Below are 21161 nucleotides of genomic sequence, written 5' to 3' on the forward strand. Positions count from 1 at the left end.
GCTCGCGAACCTACCCTGGCAAGCATGCGTCGCACGCTCGGCTTTGCCCTCAGCCTGTCGGTGGGGATCGGCGGCCTCGCTGCCGTCGCGGATGCGCCCGCCGCCGCGGAGTCCCCCGCGGTCCGCGCGGCTCCCCAGTCGGTCACGTTCCTGCCGACGGGCGGCGAGCAGACCTTCACCGTGCCGGCGGGGGTGACCAGTCTGCGCGCGGCCGCCGTCGGCGGTCGCGGCGGCGCCGGATCCTCCGGCGGAGGACCGGGCGGGTACGGCGCGCTGGTGACCGCGGATCTGGCGGTCGCCCCGGGGCAGGTGCTCTACATCGAGGTGGCCGGCAACGGCGTCGGCGCCGTCGGCGGGTTCAACGGCGGCGGTGCGGGTGGCACCGGCTACGTCGCCGGTGGCGGCGGCGGTGGCGCCTCCGACATCCGGCTCGCGCCACGTGCGGCCGGCAGCTCGCTCACCCTGCGGGTGCTCGTCGCCGCCGGCGGAGGTGGCGGGGGCGGCTCGACTCCCGGACCGACGACGACGAACGGCGGCGGCACGGCCGGCGCCGCCCCGACCGCCGGGCAGGGCTATGGCGGGGCCAGCGGCGGTCAGCCGGGAACGCCGACGTCCGGCGGGGCGAATGGAGCCGGTTGCGACGCGAGTGTGACGGCAGGATCCCTAGGCATGGGCGCGGACGGCGGGTCCGGCTTCGGTTGCGTTTACCCGGGGAGCGGTGGCGGAGGAGGCGGCGCAGGCCTCTACGGCGGCGGAGGCGGCGGAGCGAGCTCGGCCGGAGCGGGCGGAGGAGCGGGCTCCAGCGGTGCCGGCGCGGGCGCGACCAATGTCTCCATCACCACCGACACCACCGGCCAGCCGTCCATCTCGCTGACCTACACCGCGGGACCGGCGGCCGTCTGCACCGTCCCGAAGCTGGTCGGCCGCAAACTCACGAAGGCCCGCAAGCTCCTGCGTGCCGCCCACTGCGAGCTCGGCAAGGTGCGCCGGCTCCACCGGGGCGCGCGCTGGGTCGTCCGCCAGAAGCCCCACCGCGGGACGATGCTGCCTGCCGGAACCGCCGTCAAGGTCAAGCTCGGCGACCGCCCTCGACGCGCGCGCTGACGGAGCCGGCCTCCTGCCCGTGGATGTCCTGCCGGATCAGAACCCGGGTTCGGTGCGCTCCAGGATCGGGGCGAGGTCGAGGCCGGCGGGCAGGGTGCCGAAGGCGCTGCCCCAGTCACGGGCCAGTCGGGTGGCGCAGAACGCGTCGGCGACGGCCGACGGGGCGTGCCGGATCAGCAGCCCGGCCTGGAAGACCACCGCGATCTGCTCCACCAGCCGGCGGGCGCGCAGCTCGATGTCGTCGAACTGGGTGAGCTCCTTCTTGAGCGAGGAGAGCGCGTCGTCGTACCGAGCGTCGCTGCCGACGGCGAGCTCCGCCTCGGCGAAGAAGGCGTCCAGCGACTCCGGCTCGCGGCCGATCGCGCGCAGCGCGTCGAGGGCGGCGACATTGCCCGAGCCCTCCCAGATCGACATCAGCGGCATCTCGCGATAGATCCGGGCGAGGTCGAAGTCCTCGATGTAGCCGTTGCCGCCGAGGCATTCCAGGGCCTCGTTGGCGACGACGGGGCCGCGCTTGCAGACGTAGTACTTCGTGGCCGCGAGGGCGAGCCGGCGCAGTGCGCCCTCGCCCGCGTCGCCCTGGATCGCGCGGTCGTTGGCACCGGCCAGCCGCATCATCGCGGTGGTGGCGGCCTCGGACTCGACGGCGAGATCGGCGAGCACGTTGCGCATCAGCGGCTGGTCGATGAGCAGCTTGCCGAACGCCGAGCGGTGCCGGGCGTGGTGGGCGGCCTGCACCAGCGCGGACCGCATGCCCGACGCCGAGCCGATGACGCAGTCGAGGCGGGTCATGTTGACCATCTCGACGATCGTCTTGACCCCGCGGCCCTCCTCGCCGACGAGCCAGCCGACGGCGTTGTCGTACTCGATCTCGGACGAGGCGTTGGACCGGTTGCCGAGCTTGTCCTTGAGCCGCAGGAAGCGGATCGGGTTCGCCTCGCCGCCCGGCAGGACCCGCGGGAGGAGGAAGCAGGACAGGCCGCCCGGCGCCTGGGCGAGGGTGAGGAACAGGTCCGACATCGGCGCCGACGTGAACCACTTGTGGCCGACGATCCGGTAGCTGCCGTCGGGCTGCGGCGTCGCCGTCGTGGTGTTCGCGCGGACGTCGGAGCCGCCCTGCTTCTCGGTCATCGACATGCCGGCGATGAGTCCGCGCTTGGTCTCGGGATCGCGCAGGCCGAAGTCGTACTCGCGGTTGGTGAGCAGCGGCTCGAACCGCGCGGCGAGCTCCGGGTTGGCGCGCAGGGCCGGGACGACGGCGTAGGTCATCGAGATGGGGCAGCCGTGGCCGGCATCGACGTTCCAGGAGTAGAACTTGGCCGCGCGCGCGACGTGGGCGCCCGGCCGGTCGTCGGCCCAGGGGGCCGCGTGGATGCCGTGGGTCACCGCGGTCTCCACGAGCCGGTGGTACGCCGGCACGTACTCCACCTCGTCGACGCGTCGGCCATAGCGGTCGTGGGTGTGCAGCCGCGGCGGCACCCGCTCGGCGAGGCGACCCCAGTCCCGGGCCTCCTCGGTGCCGGCCAGGCGGCCGATCTCCCGGATCTCGGGCAGCGCCCAGCCGGCGCCCTCGCGTTCGATGCCCTCGAGCAGGGCCGGGTCGGAGGAGGTGTCGTGGCCGGTGAGCGGCGGGACCTGGTTGAAGACCTCATGGGTGGTGGACATCGGCGTCATCCCTTGCTGTCGGTGGCGTTGCTGACGTTGCTGGTGGCGGGCCCGGCGTCGTCGTACGGCGCGCCGTCGCGCTCGCGCACCGCCTGCCGGAAACCGGCCGCGGCCGCGCGCTGCTGGAAGGAGTAGCCCTCGCGCGTGTGCCGGGAGATGCCGTCGAAGACGGTGCTGATCATCCGGCTGTTCTCGACGCCCTGGGCGAGCAGCGCGGAGTTGAGGGCGAGCTTGACCATCATCAGCTGGTTGAGCGGCATCGCGGCGATGCGCTGCACCAGCCGTTCGGTCCGCTCGTCGAGCTCCTCGGGATCGGGCGCCTCCACGGCGAGGCCCCACTCGGCCGCCTCGCGGCCGGTGAGGGTGTCTCCGGTGAGGAGGAGCCGCTTGGCGCGCTGGTCACCGAGGCGGTGGGCCCACAGCCCCGCGGAGGGCACGCCCCACACCCGGGTGGGCGGGTAGCCGATCTTGGCGTCGGCCGCGATCACGATCTGGTCGCAGTGCAGCGCGATGTCGGTGCCACCGGCGACGCAGAAGCCGTGGATCTTGGCCACGGTGGGCTTGTCCGCATGCAGGAGGCTCGCGAAGCCCCGCGTGAACCGGCTCATCATCGCGTAGTCGACCATCGGGTCCCAGGTCCCGGCCGGGTCGTGGTTGAGCATCTGGACGCTCGGATCGAGGACCGTGCCGGCCCGCGAGGCGGCACCGGCCATCCGGCCGTCCATCAGGCCCTCGGCCGAGGCGGCGAGGTCGTAGCCGCCGCAGAATCCCTTGCCGCGACCGCTCAGCACGATGACGTGCACCCGGGGGTCGAGGTCGGCGCGCTCGACGGCGTCGGCGAGCTCGACGGGCGTGTCGGGCGTGATGGAGTTCCCCTGCTCCGGCCGGTCGAACGTCAGCCGGGCCACCCGGCCGTCGACCTCGTAGGTGAGGGTCCGGTAGGACGGCGCGGCGTCGACCGCCGGGGCGGCGCGGTAGGGCGAGTCCGCACCCTCGGTCGCGGCGCGGCGCCACGGAGCTTCGTCGGCCATTCCTTGATATTACGCATTGTTCCACAACCGTGTCTAGATGTGTAGCATGACCGGCATGGAGGAGATCGCCCCGCTGTCGGCACGCTCGGCGATGTTGAGCCTCCTGCTCGGTTCGCACCCCGACCCGATGTCGGCCGCCGAGCTGGTCCGCGCGGGCGAGCACTTCGGGATCCCGGCTGCCACCGCCCGGGTCGCGCTCACCCGGGCCGTCGCCGCGGGCGACCTGGAGCGCGCTGCGGGCGACCCGCGGCAGTACGTCCTCGGCGGGCGCCTCGCCGCCCGGCAGCGCCGGCAGGACGAGGCCGTCCTCGACGCCGAGACGGTCTGGGAGGGCACCTGGGAGATGGCCGTCGTCGTGGTCACGGGGCGCACCGGCGCCGAGCGCGCGGCACTGCGCGACCGGCTGGCGTCGTACCGCCTGGCGGAGCTGCGCGAGGGCGTGTGGACCCGGCCGGCGAACCTGCGGCGACCCCGGGAGTACGCCGACGAGGCGGTGCTCGCCACGTTCACGGTCACTCCCGACGAGGATCCCGCCGCCCTCGCCGCCCGCCTGTGGGACCTGGACTCCTGGGCCCGGGAGGGGCGGCACCTGCTGCGCCACCTGGCGCGGACCACCTCACCCGCACCGCGACTGGCGGTCGCCGCCCACCTCGTGCGCCACCTCGCCGCCGATCCGCTGCTGCCGGCCGCCCTGCTGCCGGCGGACTGGCCGGCGGCCGCCATGCGGACCGCCTACGCCGCCTATCAGGACGAGCTGCGCGCGCTCGCCATGTCCTCGTCGCGCTGATCGCTCCGCCGCGAGGTGGGCAGCTCCCAGAGCGGCCCGAAGAGGAACCAGAGGCCGACCACCACCCAGGCACGCCCGACCCATCCCAGCAGGACGGGATCCTGGTCGCCGTCCGCGATGAGCAGCACCAGCCCGACCAGGACGACCGAGGCGATGACGGCCGCGTTGACCACGCGGAACCACTCTCGCCACAGAGCGGCCATCCGCTCGGGCCCGTGCTTGGGCGGCTTGACCGGCGCCGGGCCGCCGGCGAAGCGATGGGCGAACCGGACGTCGGCCCACCGCACGAGCGCCGGCCCGAAGGCGACGGAGAACCCGAGGTAGATCCCGGCCAGGCCGTGGGTCACCCCCGCCTCGGTGCCCCGGTGCAGGTCGACCGCGACCGCCACGACGAGCGCGAGGTCGAGCAGCGGGATCAGCGCGAGGGTGACGGTGCTCGCCCGGCGCATGCGCAGGACGTAGCGCAGCGCCAGGCCGAGGCCCAACAGCACCCACAACCCGATCTCGGAGGCGGCGATGAAGCCGGCGACGAACACGGTCGGTCCTTTCGTAGCACGATCATGCCAGAACCGAGACCGTAGCACGACCGTGCTAGCATCGCGGCATGCCGCGCACGATCGACCACGACGAGCGGCGGCAGCTGATCGGTGAGGCGGTGTGGCGGCTGGTGCTCCGCGAGGGCGTCGGCGCCGTCTCCCTGCGGACCGTCGCCGCCGAGGCGGGTCTCGTCCTCGGCTCGCTGCGCCACAGCTTCCCGACCAAGGCCGAGCTGTTGGCCTTCGCCATGCGCCTGGCCCACGAGCGCGCCACCGCGCGGGTCGCCCGGCACGGCCGGGTGCGCGATCCGCGCCGCCGGGCGGTCGCCGCGCTGCGCGAGCTGCTCCCGCTCGACGACGAGCGCAGCGTCGAGATGCAGGTCCATCTCGCCCTGCTCGCCGAGGGTCCGCGGCACGCGGAGCTGACCGCGCTGGCCGACGACGCCCAGGAGGCGATCCGCGGGCTGTGCCTGCGCTGCCTGAGCGACCTGCGCGACGCGGGCCAGGTCGCCGCGGACCGGCACCTGGGCCGCGAGACCACCACCCTCCACGCACTGCTCGACGGACTCGCCCTGCACACCATGCGCGACCCGCGGCTACGGCGGGCGGCCACCCGGGCCCTCGACGACCACCTCGACGCGCTGGCTCGACCGCTCTCCTGACCGCCTGCCTGACCGCGGGCCGCGGCTGGGCCGGGCTCGGCGCGGATCAGACGAGCTCGCCGGGCAGGTCCGCGCCCGCCTCGAAGAGCGGCAGCAGCCGCTCGGCCCGGACCGCCGCGTCCACGACGAGCTCGACGTCGTCGGCCAGGTCGCCCGAGACCCGGGCGTCCAGGGCGGATCCCGGCGGCAGGACGGTGCGGGCGTGCAGGTCGGCGAGGAGGTCGTCACGGTCGACGCCCCGCAGGGCGAACAGGACCAGCGGGTCGGCATCGACCAGCCAGCCCGCCTGGATGAGGACGGCGAGAGCGTGCGGGCACGGGTCGAGGTAGTGGGCGCAGGTGCAGGTGGCGGTCAGCTCGCCGCCGAACGGCAGCAGCTCCACGCCGACCTCCTCGGCGTGCTCGACGAGGTCGTGCGGGAGATGGCCGGCGAGGAGCTCGGCGATCCGGCCCGACTCGGCGGCCACGGCCTCGACCAGAGCCGTCTGGGCGGCCTCCTCCAGGACGGGGATCGCGATCTCGACCGTCCAGGCGTCGTCGCCGTCGCGACAGGCGGCGAGCAGGCCGCCCGGCTCGACGGTGATCGCGCCGACGTCGCCGCGGCGGGCATGGGCGCGGCCGGGCCGCAGCTCCGCGTCGGAGTACGCCGCCTCCTCGACCGCGCGCTGCCAGGCCTTGCCCCACCACGAGCGGATCCCGCGGACGGGCCGGGTCTGGCGGCTGAAGGTGGTCCGCATCAGGATGCGGACCTCCGAGCCTCGCGGCGCAGGGTGACCAGGTCGCGCAGCTCCTCGTCGCTGAGCTCGGTCAGAGCCGCGTCGCCACGGGCGAGGACCGCGTCGGCGAGCTGGCGCTTGCGGCCGAGGAGCTCGGCGACCCGCTCCTCGACGGTGCCGCGGGTGACCATCCGGTGCACCTGCACCGGACGGGTCTGGCCGATCCGGTAGGCACGGTCGGTCGCCTGCTCCTCCACCGCCGGGTTCCACCAGCGGTCGAAGTGGATCACGTGATCGGCCCGGGTCAGGTTGAGGCCCGTGCCGCCGGCCTTGAGCGAGAGCAGGAACACCGGGATGGCGGGTCCCTCCGCGGCACCGGGGCCGCGCGCGTCGCCGGTGCCCTGGAACCTGCGCACCATCACCTCGCGCTGGGCGACCGGGGTGCCGCCGTGCAGGAACTGGTGAGGTACGCCGAGCGCGGTGAGGTGCTGCTCGATGAGGCGGGCCATCGCGACGTACTGGGTGAACACGAGGACGGCGCCACCCTCGGCGAGGACCGTGGCCACGAGCTCCTCGAGCAGCTCGAGCTTCTCCGAGCGGCCGGCGAGGCGGATCGCCCCGGACTGCTTGAGGAAGTGCGCCGGGTGGTTGCAGATCTGCTTCAGACCGGTCAGCAGGGCGAGCACCAGGCCGCGTCTGTTCTCCACGTCGGCGCGCTCGATGCGCGCCATCGTGTCCTTGACGAAGGCCTCGTAGAGCACGACCTGCTCGCGGGTCAGGCCCAGCAGGTGGTCGGTCTCGGTCTTCGGCGGGAGCTCCGGAGCGATCCCGGGGTCCGACTTGCGGCGCCGCAACAGGAACGGTCCGATCAGATCGGCGAACTGGCGGGCCTTCGTCGGCTCCGCCCCCGACTCGATCGGCACCCCCCAGGCCCGCCGGAACGCCTGGCGGCTGCCGAGGAGGCCCGGGACGCACCAGTCGAGGATCGACCAGAGCTCGGTGAGGTCGTTCTCGACCGGCGTGCCGGTGAGCGCCACCCGCGCCCGGGTCGTCAGGCGACGCAGCGCCCGCGCGGTCGACGTACGGGAGTTCTTGACGTGTTGGGCCTCGTCGGCCACCACGACGTCCCAGGTGAGCCGCGAGAACGTGTCGATGTCGCGGCGCAGCGTGCCATAGGTGGTCAGCACGAAGCCGCCGCGCAGGCCGTCGAGAGAGCGCGCGCTCCCGTGGAAGCGGCGGACCGCCAGCCCGGGCGCGAACCGTCTGATCTCGGCCTCCCAGTTGCCGAGGAGGCTGGTCGGGCAGATGACCAGGGTCGGCCCCCCGTGGGAGATGCCCTGCTCGAGTCGGTGGAGGTGCAGGGCGATCAGAGTGATCGTCTTGCCGAGGCCCATGTCGTCGGCGAGACAGGCGCCGAGGCCGAGACCGGTCACGTCGGCGAGCCAGGTCAGCCCGTGCCGCTGGTAGTCGCGCAGGGGCGCGGTCAGGCCCTTCGGGTCGGCGAGCGGCGCGCGGGTCGCCGCCGCGAGGAGCTGCTCGCGCACCTGCAGCAGCCGGGCGCCGACGACGACCTCCGTGCTCGTGCCGCGCCGATCGCCGGGCGACGCCGGCAGCTCGGTGACGCCGGTGAGGGCGGCGGCCAGGGCCTGACCACCGGTTGCCTGGCGGATCAGCCGCTTGCGGGCCCGCGCGGCGGTCGTCGGGTCGACCACGGTCCAGGCTCCGCGCAGCTTGACCACCGGACCGGCCGCCTGGGCGAGCTCGGCCATCTCGGCCGGGGTGAGCGCCTCGCCGTGCAGCGAGACCTGCCAGGAGAAGGAGAACAGGCCGTCGGCCGAGAACGGGCTGTCCTGCAGCGGCAGCTCCGGGTTGTGCTCCTCGCCGTCGCGACGCTGATCGAGGACGGCGCGGGTGGTCAGGTCGGGCCCGAGCGAGCGCGGCCAGTGCACGTCGACGCGGGCGTCGCGCAGTGCGCCGACGTGGTCGAGCAGGCTCCGGATCTCCGCGCCGTCGAGCGTGAGCTGGTCCGGCACCGCGAGGGCGAGCAGTCGGTCGAGGACCGGCCACGCGTCCGCCGCCGCGCGCAGCGCGATGCTGGCGTGCACCCGTGCTCGACTGCCGAAGCCGTGCTCGGCGGGACCACCGGTCCACAGCAGCGCCGCGTCACGCACGTGCAGCGGATCGCGCTCGTCGTGGACCTGGAGCACGACCCGGATGGTCCCCGCGAGGAGCTCCTCCTCGTCGGCCTCCACCCGGAGGGAGACACGCACCAGCTCGGGCAGCGCCGTGTCGTCGGCGCCCCGGTCCGGCCGCTCCTTGCGCCGCGCGGCCAGCCTCCGGCGGACGCGGTCGGCGAAGTCCTCGGGAGCGCCGGTGGCGACCGGCGTCTCCCCCGCGCGGACGCGACCCCCGCTCGGCGCCGCGCGCGGGAGGGTGTCGGCGACCGCGTCCAGCATCCCGCGGACCAGCCCGGCGGCGTCGGCGGCCGGCAGGTCGTCGTACGCGCGGGCGACGGCGAGCCGCTCGACCGCGTCCTCGTCACGCGGCTCGAGGCCGTCGACGCGCCACGTCCGGCCGGCTTCGTCGGGCGCGACCTTGCCGGCGGCGACCAGTCGCAGGCCGAGCAGAGCGGCGCCGCTGAGCAGCTGGACGCTGGGATGGGCATCCTCGTCGGCGCGCGACCTGCTCAGGACCGGCAGCGCCGCACTGACGGGCAGCGCGACCCGGCGGACCCCGTCGGCGTCGGTGAACTCGATCGTCGCCGGGGCACCGGCCCGGAAGGTCGCGGGTCCGCTGACGGGAACGAAGCTCACAGGGCGAACCTAACCCGGGGCCCCTACCCCGGCCGCTATCCCTGGAGGCCGGCCGTTCGACGCCCGCGCAGTCGTGCGAGGGCGACGCTGCCGAGCAGCAGGATCCCTCCGGCCGCGGCGGCGATCGCGGCCCACCACGTCGGGTGCTCGGCGGCGAGGGCCACCGACGCCAGCGGCGCGCCGAGGGCGAGCATCGCGATGGCGAGCAGGGAGAAGCCGGAGTGGTCGGAGACCGCGGCCGCCAGTGCCCAGAGCACGGCGAGCACGCCGCCGAGCACGACCACCCACCACACGTCGGACTCGGGGAAGCCGCCGCCCGCGCCCAGCACGGTGGTCACGCCGCCCCCCTCGCGATCGAGCATCGTCGACATGCCGCCGAGGACCCCGGCGAAGAAGCGCATCACCGCGAAGGAGGCGAGGATCCCGAGGAAGCCGACGAGACCGAAGGCGCCGACGGCGACCCCGGAGACGGCGCGGCTCGGCAGGGCCCAGCCGAGGAGGGTGACGACCACGACGAAGACGGCCACGAGCACCGCGGCGGTCACCTGCGGATGACCGTCCCCGACGCTGTCGGACACCACGCCGTCGAAGGCGACGCCGTAGACCAGGGCGAGGCCCGCGATGGCGACGACGACGAAGGCGGCGCGCCGGGCGGCGAGGTATCCGATCGCGCCGAGCACGGCCATGGTGCCGCCGATGAGGTAGGCGACCCAGTCGTCGTCACGGTTGATCCCCACCCCGATCATCAGCGCGGTCGCGCCGATGCCGACGACGCCCGGCCAGGTGACGACCTCCTGCCGCGCGCGACCACCGGCACGACGGTCCGCGAGGGCGCCGAGGACGGCGATGACGAACAGCACCGCCGTCGCGCCGAGTCCCACGCCGTAGGTCGACCAGTCGAGCTCGCCGTCGCCGCGCGCCCGGACCGCGGCGATCACGACCGCGGCACCGAGAAGTCCGGTCCCCAGCGCGACCACCCCGCCGGCGGTCCCGGCCCGCGTCACGCGGGTGGGGAAGTCCGGACCGGACGGGTCCGGGTGGCCGGTGCCGGTCGGCGGCGGGGGCGCGTCGCCGGCGCCGCGGTCGTCCGTGGCGGGATCGGGGTCGGTGACGATCGCCCCGGGAGGTGGCGTCATCGCGGTGCCGGGAGCGGTGCCAGGGGCGCTGCCCGGGGCGGCAGGGGGTGCCGGCGGCGGTCCGTCGGCGGGGTGCTCGGGAGTGCCGTTCGCGGGAGCGTCGTCGGTCATGTTCGCGACTCTAGATCAGCCGAGCCCGGGGATCGCGGAGGCGATCCCCGGGCTCGGTCCGGGCCGGTCGGGACGGGTCACGGGCCGCGGGACCCGCCCTGCCCCGGTCGGGCGACGTCCCTCGGGTTCAGTCGTCGCAGACGACGCCCGCGGTCGACTCGCCGATCGCGATGTCCAGCAGGTTGCCCGGCAGGTCGAGGAACACCGCCCGCTGGGTGACCGTGTTGCCGGCGCGCACCTGCTGGTTCAGGGACAGGGAGCCCACGACCAGAGGGATCGTCAGCGGTTTGTCGCCGACCACGATCGTCTTGCCGTTGAGCGTCAGGCTCGCGATGTGCGACGAGCCGGCGACATCGGCGGCGGTGCAGCTGCGCAGCTGGGAGCGGACCTCGCTGTGCACGCCCGACACGGACAGCGTGAGCAGGCCGGGCAGGCTCACCTGGGCGTCGTCGACCGTCGCGCTCGCGGCGGCCAACCCGGCGCCGCGGGTGGTGGCGCCGGTCAGCACTCCCGTGCTCACCGTGTTGCGGAGCAGCGGGTTGAGCAGTCCGCCGAGCAGGCTCGGGTTGGTCGTGAGGCGCTCGCTGACGCGCAGCACCGTGCGGCTGTCGGTCGCGCACGGGCTGGTGGCCGGGTTGGCCGTCCCCGGGGTCAGGTTGAGCAGGGACAGCGGCGTGCCGCGGCACAGTCCGACGGTGGCGACGACCTTGTAGGTCACCTTCGTCGTCGTGCTCAGGCCCTTGTCGTCGGTGCCCGTCACGGAGAACTCGTGCTCGCCCGGCGTCGAGGTGTCGATGTCCTCGCCGTTCGGGACCGTGCCCTCACAGGACGTGATCGTGTTCTCCGGCGAGGTGCAGGAGTACGACGCCGGCACCTCCTGGCCCTCGAAGTAGACCTCGCCCTCGCCCGGGCCCTCGACCTCCACGACCGGCGGGTTCGGCGGCTTGGGACAGCCGGTCACCGTCTGCGGCAGGCCCCAGCCGTTGGACGAGCCCGCGGCGAGCGCGAACCCGCCGAGGTCGAAGCCGGGGACGGCCGCGTCGGGGTTGTTGACGACGCTCAGCGTGCCGCCGCCACGGTTGGCGACGTACATCCGGCCATCGGGCGCCCGGCGTACCTGGCCGCCGTTGGTGCCGATGGTGCCGAGGTTCTCCCCGGTCGCGGCCACGTCGGCCGAGGACGCGGCACCCTCGATCCGGTAGCGGTACAGCCGGCCGCCGTTGAAGATCTTGGAGGCGTAGACGTAGTCACCGCTCGGCGAGAAGTCCGCGGAGTAGCCGCTGTTGCCGGTGCCGGCACCGGTCGGCAGGTCCCAGCTGAACCTCTCGGTGAGGACACCCGTGGCCCCGTCGACGTCGAGCACCCGGACCTGGGAGCGGCCCGTGCTGGAGCCGGTCAGCTGGACGACCTGGCTCAGGTCCTTGCTGATGTTGAGGGTGCCGTACTGGTTGCCGTTGGCGGTCGACAGCGGACTGGAGACCGGCGCCCCCGACACGGGGCCGTCACCGTCGAACTCGAAGGCGAGGATCTCCGGGGCGTTGGCCTTCGTCGAGAGCACCCAGAAGCCGTCGCCGGTGGCATTCGGCACGGCGGTCAGCGCCTCACTGCCGTCATCGGCCCCACCGAGGGGGACGTTCTTGACCGACGTCACGGCGCCCTTGCCGCCATCGAGGCTCATGTCGACCTCGCTGTAGTAGAGCTGGCCCGAGCCGCCCACCTCCGACGCCCCCCTCGTGGTGACCACGAAGTACGTTCCGGGGTCGGTGATGGAGGGGAACGCCGCCACCGTCTGCGTCGCCGAGGAGTTGATCAGCAGACCCGTCCCATTCGGCATCGCCTGGTTGTCGCGGTTGAAGATCGTCGACCCGTTCGACCAGAAGAGCAGGTCACCGGTGGTGTCGGTGACGACGGTCGAGCCCTCGGCGGTCGTACCCGGGACCTGGACCGCCGTGGCGGTCGTCCCGGAGACGCCGAAGTCGATGCCGCCGTTGCTGCCGAACATCCAGTGGCGCTCGGAAGCACGCACCTGCTCGGCGGTGCAGGTCTGCAGCGGCGGCGTGCCGGACGCTGCCGGAGCCGGGTCGGCGACGGCGGGAGCGCCGAGCGAGCCCGTGATGGTCAGGGCCGCGGCTGTCGTGGCCAGCGTCGCGGCGATCGAGAGGGGCCGTCGCGCGCGTGACGGGCGTCGGGCCGGGTGGTGAGTACGCATCGCACCTCCTCGGTGAGATTCGGCTCGCCGCCCTCGGTCCTCTCCCCCGGCGATGCGGGTCGGAGACCCACACCGGAGAGGTCTATCGGCGCCCGGGGGCGCCCGACAGGCGCTCGCGACCATTTACCCCCCAACCTCACCCCGCGCGGCCCGGTGGTCTGGACCGCTCCGGCGGAGACGCTCGCCGTTCGGGATCCCGCCCGCTTCGCGGGCATCGACCCGCTGGGCGTGCTGGGGCCGGCGGAGGCCCAGGGCCGTGTCGGTCAAGGTGGCGACCGTGCTCGTCGGGAGCTTGACGAGCGCCGCTTCGACAGGCTCCGGCAGCGGGCGCCCCTCAGAGCAGGTCGTTCTCCGCCTCTTCGATGAGGCCGCTCCACCATGAGTCCGACTCGGTCGCCGTGCTGTCGATCGCGCGTAGCCGCTTTCGGAGCTTCCTCAGCCGTGTGCGGTGCGAGAGTCCCTTGCCGGGCGGGAGGGAGCGAGGACGAATCTGCCCCTCCCGGAAAGCACGAAGGCGCTCCGCGGCCTGCTCGGCCGTCATCGTCACCGGTGCCGGGGCAGGCGGCCCGGAACTCAGATACTCCGCGAAGGCCGCCAGGAAGCCCTCGGTGGCCGTCCGGTCGCGGTTGAGCGGGGAACAGTCGCCCGTTGCCACGTCGCACACCGATGTCGTCCCGTCGCTGTCCTCCATGACCAGGAACTCACCATCGTGGACACTGCCGATCTCGCGAGTCCCGGACTCGTCCGCCCTCACGGTCACCGGGTACAGGCGGATGCCGAACAGATGCTCCTCGCCCACGCCTTGAACTCTATCGGGGGTGGACCGCCACGACCCGACCCCGCCGTCTCACTCGACCAACGCAGCGTCAGCCCGCGACGCCGAGCACGAGCGGAACGACGCCTGCCGCTCCCGCGTCGTAGAGCGCCTCGGCACCCAGGGTGAGCGACCAGCCGGTGACCAGTCGGTCGTCGACGAGCAGCACCCGGGCGTCGCGCACCGCGTCGGGCTCGTCGAGCCGCAGCGCACAGCGCCGGCTCACGGCCGCGACCCGCTGGGCGGAGTTCGTGGCGCCGCGGTCGGGTCCGACCGACGGATCGACCACCGCCCACCGACCGGCGATCGGCACCCGCAGGAACCGAGAGAGGCCGGCGGCCAGGTCGGCGACCAGCTGGGGCCGCCGCTCCGACTCGGTGACGACGATCGCGTCGACCCGGGGTTGCCAGTCCTGCAGCATCGCGACCATCGCGCGCGCGAGCGGGTCGGGCACCGGGCCGTCCTGGGCGGTGCCCACCGGTGCGTCCGCCGGCGCGGCGAACAGTCCCCGCAGCGCAGCTCCATGACCGAGGTCGGTGAGCCGGGCGATCGCCCGGCCCTCCTCGGCGGGCTGCTTGATGCGACCGGAGCGGCTGACGCCGATCGCCGCGAGGCCGGTCGGCCACAGCTTGCGCGGCTCGATCGGCACCCCCGGCCGCGCGATCCGCTCGGCGGCCTCCTCCACCGCGGCGGCGGACACCTGCGCGGAGAGACGGAGCCCGCCGCAGTTGTCGCACCGTCCACAGGTCCAGGAGGGATCCGCCAGCACCTCGGGGTCGTCGAGCTGGCGCCGCAGGTAGCGCATCCGGCACTCGTCGCTCGCGAGGTAGCCGAGCATCGCGTCCTGCTCCGCGCGGCGCGCCGCGGCCACCCGGGCATAGCGCTCGGCGTCGTAGGTCCACGGCTCGCCGGTCGCCTCCCAGCCGCCCTTGACCCGGCGGACGGCGCCGTCGACGTCGAGCACCTTGAGCATCGTCTCGAGCCGGTTGCGCGACAGCTCGACGCGGGGCTCGAGCGCGGCCGTGCTCAGGGCGCGGCCCTCCTCGGCCAGCACGGCGAGCGTCTCGCGCACCACCTCCTCGCGCGGGAAGGCGAGGGAGGCGAAGTAGGCCCAGATGTCGCGGTCCTCGGTGGCGGGCAGCAGCACGACCGTGGCGTCGTCCACCGTGCCGCGCCCGGCACGGCCGACCTGCTGGTAGTAGGCCACCGGGCTGTCGGGCGCACCCAGGTTGACCACGAACCCCAGCGCGGCGTCGAAGCCCATCCCGAGCGCGCTGGTCGCCACCAGCGCCTTGACCTCGCCGTCGATGAGCGCCTGCTCGAGCGCGAGCCGCTCGGTCTGCTCGGTCTGGCCGGAATAGGCCGCCACGTGGTGCCCGCGGGAGCGGAGGTAGTCGGCGACCTCCTGGGTCGCGGCGACCGTCAGGCAGTAGACGATGCCGCTGCCCGGCTGCTCCGCCAGGTGATCGGCCAGCCACGCCAGCCGCTGCTCGGCCGTCGTCAGCCGGATCACGCCGAGGCGCAGGGACGCCCGGTCGAGGGTGCCGCGCAGCACGAGGGTCTCGCCGCCGGAGACACGCTCGGACGAGTTCACCGGGCCGGCAGCGTGGCGGGAGGCGACCTCCGGGAACTCGTTGGCTTTCTCGTCGCCGGAGACACGCTCGGCCGAGTTCAGTTGCTCGGCGACGTCGTCGGTGACGCGCTGGTTGGCGGTGGCGGTGGTGGCGAGCACCGGGATCCCCTCCGGCAGCTCGCGCAGCAGCGTGCGGATCCGCCGGTAGTCGGGACGGAAGTCGTGGCCCCAGTCGGAGATGCAGTGCGCCTCGTCGACGACCAGCAGGCCGCAGGTCGCCGCCAGCCGGGGCAGCACCTCGTCACGGAAGCCGGGGTTGTTGAGCCGCTCGGGGCTCACCAGCAGGACGTCGACCTCCCCGGCGGCGATCGCGCGGTGCACCTCGTCCCACTGCTCCATGTTGGTCGAGTTGACCGTGACCGCGCGGATCCCGGCCCGCTCGGCGGCGGCGATCTGGTTGCGCATCAGGGCCAGCAGCGGCGAGATGATGACGGTGGGGCCACTGCCCTGCTCGCGCAGCAACAGGGTCGCCACGAAGTAGACCGCGGACTTGCCCCAGCCGGTGCGCTGGACGACGAGGGCACGGCGCCGGTCGACGACCAGCGCGGCGATCGCGGCCCACTGGTCGTCGTACAGCGTCGCGTCGGGGCGACCTACGAGGGCGCGCAGATGCTGCTCCGCACGGTCGCGGACGGCGGCGTCGGTCGGGGCCCGGGTGTCCATGTCCCCGTGTCTACCAGCGTCGCCCGACACGGCGGTCCGCGCATCCACAGGTGACCCACCGAGCCGGGTCTTCCACAGGCCCCTGGCCGGCACCCCGCCCGTCGTCGGGCTCCTCTTCTAGGGTCGGCCCCATCCGGACCAGGAGGTGTATCCTATGTGTATGACACGCACCAACATCGACATCGATGACGAGCTGATCGCCCGTGTCATGAAGAAGTACGGCCTGAAGACCAAGCGCGAGGCGGTCGACCTGGCGCTGCGCCGGGCAGCCGGTCCCGCCAAGCTGACGCCCGACGAGATCCTGGCGTTGGCGGGCACCGGCTGGGACGGCGATCTCGACGAGATTCGCAATGACCCGGTCGAGACGTGGTGACCCTGGTCGACAGCTCGGTCTGGATCGACTTCCTCCGTCGCCCCCGCGACGCGGTGCCGACGGAGTTGCGGAACCTCCTGGTGGCCGAGGAGGCCGCGACCTGCGCACCGATCGACATGGAACTACTGATGGGACCGACCGACGAGGTCTCGGTTCGGCGGGTCGAGAAGCTCATCGCGAGCCTGGACACCCTTCCGATCGACGCGGACACCGACTTCCACGACGCGGCCGCGATCTTCCGCGCCACCCGCCGCACCGGACACACGGTGCGTTCGAAGGCGGACTGCCTGATCGCCGCCATCGCGATCCGCCACGACGTCCCCCTGCTCCACAAGGACGCCGACTTCGAGGCCATCGCCGCCGTCACCGAGCTGCGGCACCACTCGCTGCTCTGATTTCTCCCATTCCGCTGACACCCGCCCCGACCGTCCCCTAGGCTCGCTCACGCAACCGCAGGTGACCCGAGACGCCTGCGGTTGCGCTGTTTTGTTTGGGCCGAGCGTGTCGTCCGATCGGGGACGCCGCACGGGACTCGCTGCGCTCGCCCCGCGGGCACCCCCGATGCGCTCCGCGCAGGACGCCACGCTTCCGGCCACCCACCCGAGCACACCACCCGAACGGACACCGCACGGGACTCGCTGCGCTCGCCCCGCGGGCACCCCCGATGCGCTCCGCAGAGACATCCCAGGTAGGGACGGCTCAGTGCGGACGCGGCTCCACGCCGAGCTCGGCGCAGGCGGCGTCGTAGAGCGCGACCACCTCGCGCCGGATCTCGGCCCGCTCCGTGATCGGTCCGCCCGGCCACCGGATCCGACGCTCCCCCACCGGGCCCTCGGGCCCGATCACGGTCCAGGTGCCGGCCTCGCCGTCCACGTCGCTCATGGAGGCGGCCGTGGCCTCGGGGACGCCGTGGGCACGCACGATGAGCAGGTTGTCGTCGAGGTGGTCGCCGTTCATGTGGGCGAGCACCGCGTCGACGACGGCGGGGTCGAAGGCATGGGGCACGGCGCTCACCAGATCCGGACCCGGTCCCCGGGCTCCAGCCAGAGGCCGTCGCCGGGCGCGGTGCCGAAGACCTCGTGGAACTCGTCGAGGTTGCGCACGATGTTGGCGCGGAACTCCGGCGGGCTGTGCGGGTCGATGGTGAGGTACTGCTGCTCCTGCTCGAGTCGCCGCTTGGTCCGCCAGACGTACGCCCAGTTGAGGAAGAGCCGCATGCGGTCGTCGACCGACGGCTCGCGCCCGGCGGCCGCCTCGGCGATGAGGAACGCCGTGTGGGCGATGGTCAGCCCGCCGAGGTCCCCGATGTTCTCGCCGACGGTGAGCGCACCGTTGACGTGCTCGCCGGGCAGGTTGCGCGGCGAGAAGCCGTCGTACTGCGCGATGAGCGCCTTCGACTTCACCTCGAAGGCGGCCTTGTCCTCGGCGGTCCACCAGTCGTTGAGGTTGCCCTCGCCGTCGTACTGGGCGCCCTGGTCGTCGAAGCCGTGGCCGACCTCGTGTCCGATCACGGCACCGATGCCGCCGTAGTTCTCCGCCGGGAGCGCGTCGGGGCTGAAGAACGGCTTCTGCAGGATGCCGGCCGGGAAGCAGATCTCGTTGGTGCCGGGGTTGTAGTAGGCGTTGACGGTCTGCGGCAGCATGAACCACTCGTCGCGGTCGACGGGCGAGCCGATCTTCGCGAGCTGGCGGTCGGTCTCGAAGCCGGCCGCGGCCTGGGCGTTCGCGACCAGGTCGTCGGGGACGACGGTGAGCGCGCTGTAGTCGCGGAACTTCTCCGGGTAGCCGATCTTGGGGCGGAAGGTCGCGAGCTTCTCGTAGGCCCGCTCCTTGGTCTCGTCGGTCATCCAGTCCAGCCGGCTGATCGACTGGCGATAGGCGGCGAGCAGGTTGGCGACCAGCTCGTCCATCATCGCCTTGGAGGTCGGCGGGAAGTGCCGCGCGACGTACTCCCGGCCGACGGCCTCGCCCATCGCGCCCTCGACGAAGGACACCGCCCGCTTCCAGCGGGCCCGCAGCTCCGGCGTGCCGGACAGGGTGCGCCCGTAGAAGTCGAAGTTGGTCTGGACGAACTCGTCGGAGAGGTACGGCGCCGCGGAGCGCAGCACGCGCGAGAGGAGCCAGTCGCGCCAGGTCTCGATCGGCGTGGACTCGAGCACCCCGGAGAGGTGCTCGAGGTACGACGGCTGGCGGACCACGACCTCGGCGAGGGTGGCGTGCTCGCCGCTGAGGTGCCCGCCGAGGTTGGTGACGTAGGCGTCCCAGTCGAACGCCGGGCACAGCGCCGCGAGCTCCGCGCCGGTCACCAGGTTGTAGGTCTTCTGGACGTCGCGCGTCTCGGCGCGCTCCCAGTGGCCCCGGGCGAGCTCGGTGTCGAGGGCGAGGATGCGCTGCGCGGCGCCGGCGGGGTCGGCGTGCCCGCCGAGGGTGAGCAGGCGGGAGAGGTAGCCGACGTACGCCTCGCGGATCTCGGCGAACTTCTCCTCGCGGTAGTACGACTCGTCGGGCAGGCCGAGGCCGCCCTGGACCAGGTGGAACAGGTAGCGGTCGGACTTGCGGTCGTCGGTGTCGACGTAGGAGCCGAACAGGCCGTAGCCGCCGATGCGCTCGAACTCGCCGAGGAACGCCGCGAGGTCGCGGACGTCGCGCAGGCCGGCGACCGCGTCGATGAGCGGCTGCGCCGGGGCGATCCCGGCGGCCTCGACTCGGTCGGTGTCCATGAACGAGTTGAACAGGTCGGCGATCTTGCGCGCGTCCTCACCCTCCCCACCGTCCGCGTCGGCGGCGCCCCCGGCGGGCCCGGCCGTCGCGGCGAGCTCGGTGATGATCACGCGCACGTCCTCCTCGGCCTGATCGGCGAGCTGGACGAAGGGACCCCAGCTCGACCGGTCCGACGGGATCTCCGTCTCGGTCAGCCAGGTCCCGTTGACGTGACCGAAGAGGTCGTCCTGGGGACGGATGTCGAGGTCCATGCCCGGGCGGGCGTCGTCGAGGATGCTCACGCAGCGAGCCTAGATGAGGGGGGCCAAGCGTTCGCGCACACGAGCCCGACGCAGCCCCCCGCTCCCGCACCTCGACCACGGGGGGACACCGGCCCGGGACCAACGTCCTGACTTTCCGGGACGTCGCTCAGACCCCGGCCGGTCGGCACCGATGGGGGCCCCATGATCCGCCTACTCGGAATGGTGGTGTGTCTCGCGCTCGGTCTGGCACTTCTCGCGCCGGCCGCCTTCGGCGCGAGTGCCGGTACGACGCCGGCGACCGAGCTGCGCCCGGCCTCGCTGGAGGTCGTGCCGGCTCGCAAGCTCGTGCAACGCGCCATGGAGGATCAGATCCTCCAGCTGACCAACGACCAGCGCACCGCGCACGGCTGTCGGGAGCTGAAGTTCTCGAAGAAGCTGCGCAAGGCGGCCCGACGGCACACGGTGGCGATGGCCATGGCGGGCGTGATGTCCCACCAGCTGCCCGGGGAGGCGAAGTTCTCGACGCGGATCAGCCGGGCGGGCTACCGCGGCTGGACGCTGGTCGCGGAGAACATCGCCCGCGGGTTCAGCTCACCGGAGTCGGTGATGACCGCCTGGATGGAGAGCCCCAGCCACCGCAAGAACATCCTCAACTGCCGGTTGCGCGATCTCGGGGTGGGCGTCGTACTCCAGGACGACGAGCTGTGGTGGACCCAGGACTTCGGGACCCGCTGACCGGCACGATCGCCGGTTTTTGATAGCCCTTCGGGACCACGCGACCCGAGTCGGAGCACCGACGCGCCACGGCGCCGCCGGACAGGACGATCGGAGGCATGTCGCTCCGCTGCTCCCGATCCGCCCTGACGGCGCTCCTCGGTGCCCTCGTCGTCGTGGTCCCGCTCCCCGCCGCGGCGGGGGCGGCGGCGCCGGACATGGCCGCGACGGTGGCAGCGGGCGCCCCCGGCAGCGCCGGGGACGGGGAGGACCTGGTCCTCGTCCCGGACCTGGAGCAGCGGGTGCTCCGCATCGTGAACCGCCACCGGGCCGAGGCCGGATGTCCTGCGGTCCGGCCGCACCGCAGGCTGCGTCAGGCGGCCCGCGCCCACACCGTCGCCATGGCGGCGGCGCGGACCATGGCGCACTACCTGCCCGGCGAGCCCACGCTCGGCCAACGGGCCACGGCGGCGGGCTACCGCGACTGGCGACGCCTCGCCGAGAACATCGCGACCGGCTATGCGACGCCCGGCGCGGTGATGCGGGCCTGGATGGAGAGCCCTGGCCATCGGGCCAACATCATGGACTGCGGTCTGCGCGAGCTCGGCGTCGGCGTGGTCCGACAGGGACCCCGCCTGTGGTGGACCCAGGACTTCGGACGCCGCTGACGCACCGGCCCGATCCCCGCCATGATGCTCTGCGTGCGCGCGGCATCCCTGCTCCTGACCGTCGCGGCGACCCTGCTGACGCTCCTCCCGGCACCGTGGGTCGCCGCTCACCCGTCGGCCGACGGCCGGGTCACGGCCGCGGGCACCCCACCGGCGGTGGACACGGCCCGGATCGAGGTGCGACTCCTCGGCCGGGTCAACCGCGTCCGGCGCAAGGCCGGCTGTCGGCCGCTGCGCGCGGTGGACGGCCTCCACGCGACGGCGCTCGCCCACTCCGTGGCGATGGCCTCCCAGCGCACTCTCTCCCATCAGGTACCGGGCGAGGCGGGCCTGCGGGAGCGCATCGCCGCGGCGGGGTACGCCGACGCGTCCCGCGTCGGCGAGGTGGTGGCCATGGGGCCGATGAGTGCCCGCGGCGCCCTGAGGCGATGGCTCGCGAGCCCGCCGCACCGCGCCGTGCTGCTCGAGTGCGGGTTCCGGCTGGCCGGGCTGGGCGTGCACGCGGTGGGTCGCCAGCTGTGGTGGACGATCGACCTGGTCCGCCGCTGAGCGCACCGGGTCCCG

19 protein-coding genes are annotated in these 21161 nt (G+C 73.5%); 8 read left to right on the forward strand and 11 right to left on the reverse strand.

Translation table 11 applies throughout. The features are described from left to right. Positions 1–24 precede the first annotated feature (24 nt). Positions 25–1104: a PASTA domain-containing protein gene (locus ACPZVR_RS18040; RefSeq protein ID WP_436701062.1), complete on the forward strand. Its 1080-nt coding sequence runs from the start codon at positions 25–27 to the stop codon at positions 1102–1104. A gap of 36 nt (positions 1105–1140) precedes the next feature. Here the strand turns inward: ACPZVR_RS18040 and ACPZVR_RS18045 are convergent, their stop codons facing one another. After that, positions 1141–2769: an acyl-CoA dehydrogenase family protein gene (locus ACPZVR_RS18045; protein WP_436701064.1), complete on the reverse strand. Its 1629-nt coding sequence runs from the start codon at positions 2767–2769 to the stop codon at positions 1141–1143. A gap of 5 nt (positions 2770–2774) precedes the next feature. Continuing rightward, positions 2775–3800, reverse strand: a complete 1026-nt coding sequence (locus tag ACPZVR_RS18050) for a crotonase/enoyl-CoA hydratase family protein (protein WP_436701065.1) — start codon at positions 3798–3800, stop codon at positions 2775–2777. A gap of 55 nt (positions 3801–3855) precedes the next feature. Here ACPZVR_RS18050 and ACPZVR_RS18055 point away from each other — a divergent pair, with 55 nt between their 5' ends. Next, the gene (locus ACPZVR_RS18055) at positions 3856–4587 is read left to right on the forward strand and encodes a PaaX family transcriptional regulator C-terminal domain-containing protein (RefSeq protein ID WP_436701066.1); all 732 of its coding nucleotides are present in this window, start codon (positions 3856–3858) and stop codon (positions 4585–4587) included. Here the strand turns inward: ACPZVR_RS18055 and ACPZVR_RS18060 are convergent. Continuing rightward, positions 4545–5123: a 2TM domain-containing protein gene (locus ACPZVR_RS18060; RefSeq protein WP_436701067.1), complete on the reverse strand. Its 579-nt coding sequence runs from the start codon at positions 5121–5123 to the stop codon at positions 4545–4547. The genes ACPZVR_RS18055 and ACPZVR_RS18060 overlap by 43 nt on opposite strands. A 68-nt stretch (positions 5124–5191) precedes the next feature. Between ACPZVR_RS18060 and ACPZVR_RS18065 the strand changes: the two genes are divergently transcribed. Next, positions 5192–5785, forward strand: a complete 594-nt coding sequence (locus ACPZVR_RS18065; protein ID WP_436701068.1) for a TetR/AcrR family transcriptional regulator — start codon at positions 5192–5194, stop codon at positions 5783–5785. A 46-nt stretch (positions 5786–5831) separates the two neighbouring features. Here the strand turns inward: ACPZVR_RS18065 and ACPZVR_RS18070 are convergent, their stop codons facing one another. From ACPZVR_RS18070 to ACPZVR_RS18095, 6 genes are all read right to left on the reverse strand, one after another. Beyond that, positions 5832–6521 carry an SWIM zinc finger family protein gene (locus ACPZVR_RS18070; protein ID WP_436701069.1) on the reverse strand — a complete coding sequence of 230 codons (690 nt, stop codon included), beginning with the start codon at positions 6519–6521 and terminating at the stop codon, positions 5832–5834. Continuing rightward, positions 6521–9313, reverse strand: coding sequence for a DEAD/DEAH box helicase (locus ACPZVR_RS18075; RefSeq protein WP_436701070.1), 2793 nt, complete (start codon positions 9311–9313; stop codon positions 6521–6523). The genes ACPZVR_RS18070 and ACPZVR_RS18075 overlap by 1 nt, the downstream gene beginning before the upstream one ends. A 35-nt stretch (positions 9314–9348) precedes the next feature. Then, positions 9349–10560, reverse strand: a complete 1212-nt coding sequence (locus ACPZVR_RS18080) for a hypothetical protein (protein WP_436701071.1) — start codon at positions 10558–10560, stop codon at positions 9349–9351. Between the two features lie 127 nt (positions 10561–10687). Next, positions 10688–12769: a hypothetical protein gene (locus ACPZVR_RS18085; protein WP_436701072.1), complete on the reverse strand. Its 2082-nt coding sequence runs from the start codon at positions 12767–12769 to the stop codon at positions 10688–10690. 334 nt (positions 12770–13103) lie between these two features. Beyond that, positions 13104–13568 (reverse strand): hypothetical protein, encoded by a 465-nt coding sequence (locus tag ACPZVR_RS18090; RefSeq protein WP_436701073.1) that lies wholly within the window; start codon positions 13566–13568, stop codon positions 13104–13106. Positions 13569–13635: 67 nt separating this feature from the next. Next, positions 13636–15879: a RecQ family ATP-dependent DNA helicase gene (locus ACPZVR_RS18095; protein ID WP_436701074.1), complete on the reverse strand. Its 2244-nt coding sequence runs from the start codon at positions 15877–15879 to the stop codon at positions 13636–13638. A 160-nt stretch (positions 15880–16039) separates the two neighbouring features. Between ACPZVR_RS18095 and ACPZVR_RS18100 the strand changes: the two genes are divergently transcribed. Both ACPZVR_RS18100 and vapC read left to right on the forward strand, forming a co-directional pair. Next, on the forward strand, positions 16040–16252 hold the full coding sequence (locus tag ACPZVR_RS18100) for a type II toxin-antitoxin system VapB family antitoxin (protein ID WP_436701075.1): 213 nt from the start codon (positions 16040–16042) through the stop codon (positions 16250–16252). Continuing rightward, positions 16246–16647: a type II toxin-antitoxin system VapC family toxin gene (vapC, locus tag ACPZVR_RS18105; RefSeq protein WP_436701076.1), complete on the forward strand. Its 402-nt coding sequence runs from the start codon at positions 16246–16248 to the stop codon at positions 16645–16647. The genes ACPZVR_RS18100 and vapC overlap by 7 nt, the downstream gene beginning before the upstream one ends. Before the next feature lie 304 nt (positions 16648–16951). Here vapC and ACPZVR_RS18110 read toward each other — a convergent pair whose 3' ends face one another. Together ACPZVR_RS18110 and ACPZVR_RS18115 are read right to left on the reverse strand one after the other, a co-directional pair. Continuing rightward, a complete protein-coding gene (locus ACPZVR_RS18110) occupies positions 16952–17266 on the reverse strand; it encodes a DUF2470 domain-containing protein (protein ID WP_436701077.1) in 315 nt (104 codons plus the stop codon). Further along, positions 17263–19254: a M13 family metallopeptidase gene (locus ACPZVR_RS18115; protein ID WP_436701078.1), complete on the reverse strand. Its 1992-nt coding sequence runs from the start codon at positions 19252–19254 to the stop codon at positions 17263–17265. The genes ACPZVR_RS18110 and ACPZVR_RS18115 overlap by 4 nt, the downstream gene beginning before the upstream one ends. A gap of 180 nt (positions 19255–19434) precedes the next feature. On the opposite strand from ACPZVR_RS18115, the gene ACPZVR_RS18120 reads away from it, so the two are divergent. The 3 genes from ACPZVR_RS18120 to ACPZVR_RS18130 all read left to right on the forward strand — a co-directional run bounded on the left by ACPZVR_RS18120 (position 19435) and on the right by ACPZVR_RS18130 (position 21146). Further along, complete coding sequence (locus tag ACPZVR_RS18120; protein ID WP_436701079.1) at positions 19435–19950, forward strand: CAP domain-containing protein; 516 nt, start codon at positions 19435–19437, stop codon at positions 19948–19950. A gap of 98 nt (positions 19951–20048) precedes the next feature. Then, positions 20049–20597, forward strand: a complete 549-nt coding sequence (locus ACPZVR_RS18125) for a CAP domain-containing protein (RefSeq protein ID WP_436701080.1) — start codon at positions 20049–20051, stop codon at positions 20595–20597. Between the two features lie 33 nt (positions 20598–20630). Next, on the forward strand, positions 20631–21146 hold the full coding sequence (locus ACPZVR_RS18130; RefSeq protein WP_436701081.1) for a CAP domain-containing protein: 516 nt from the start codon (positions 20631–20633) through the stop codon (positions 21144–21146). The last annotated feature ends 15 nt before the right edge of the window (positions 21147–21161 follow it).

Source organism: Nocardioides segetis, assembly GCF_051390595.1.
GTDB lineage: Bacteria > Actinomycetota > Actinomycetes > Propionibacteriales > Nocardioidaceae > Nocardioides.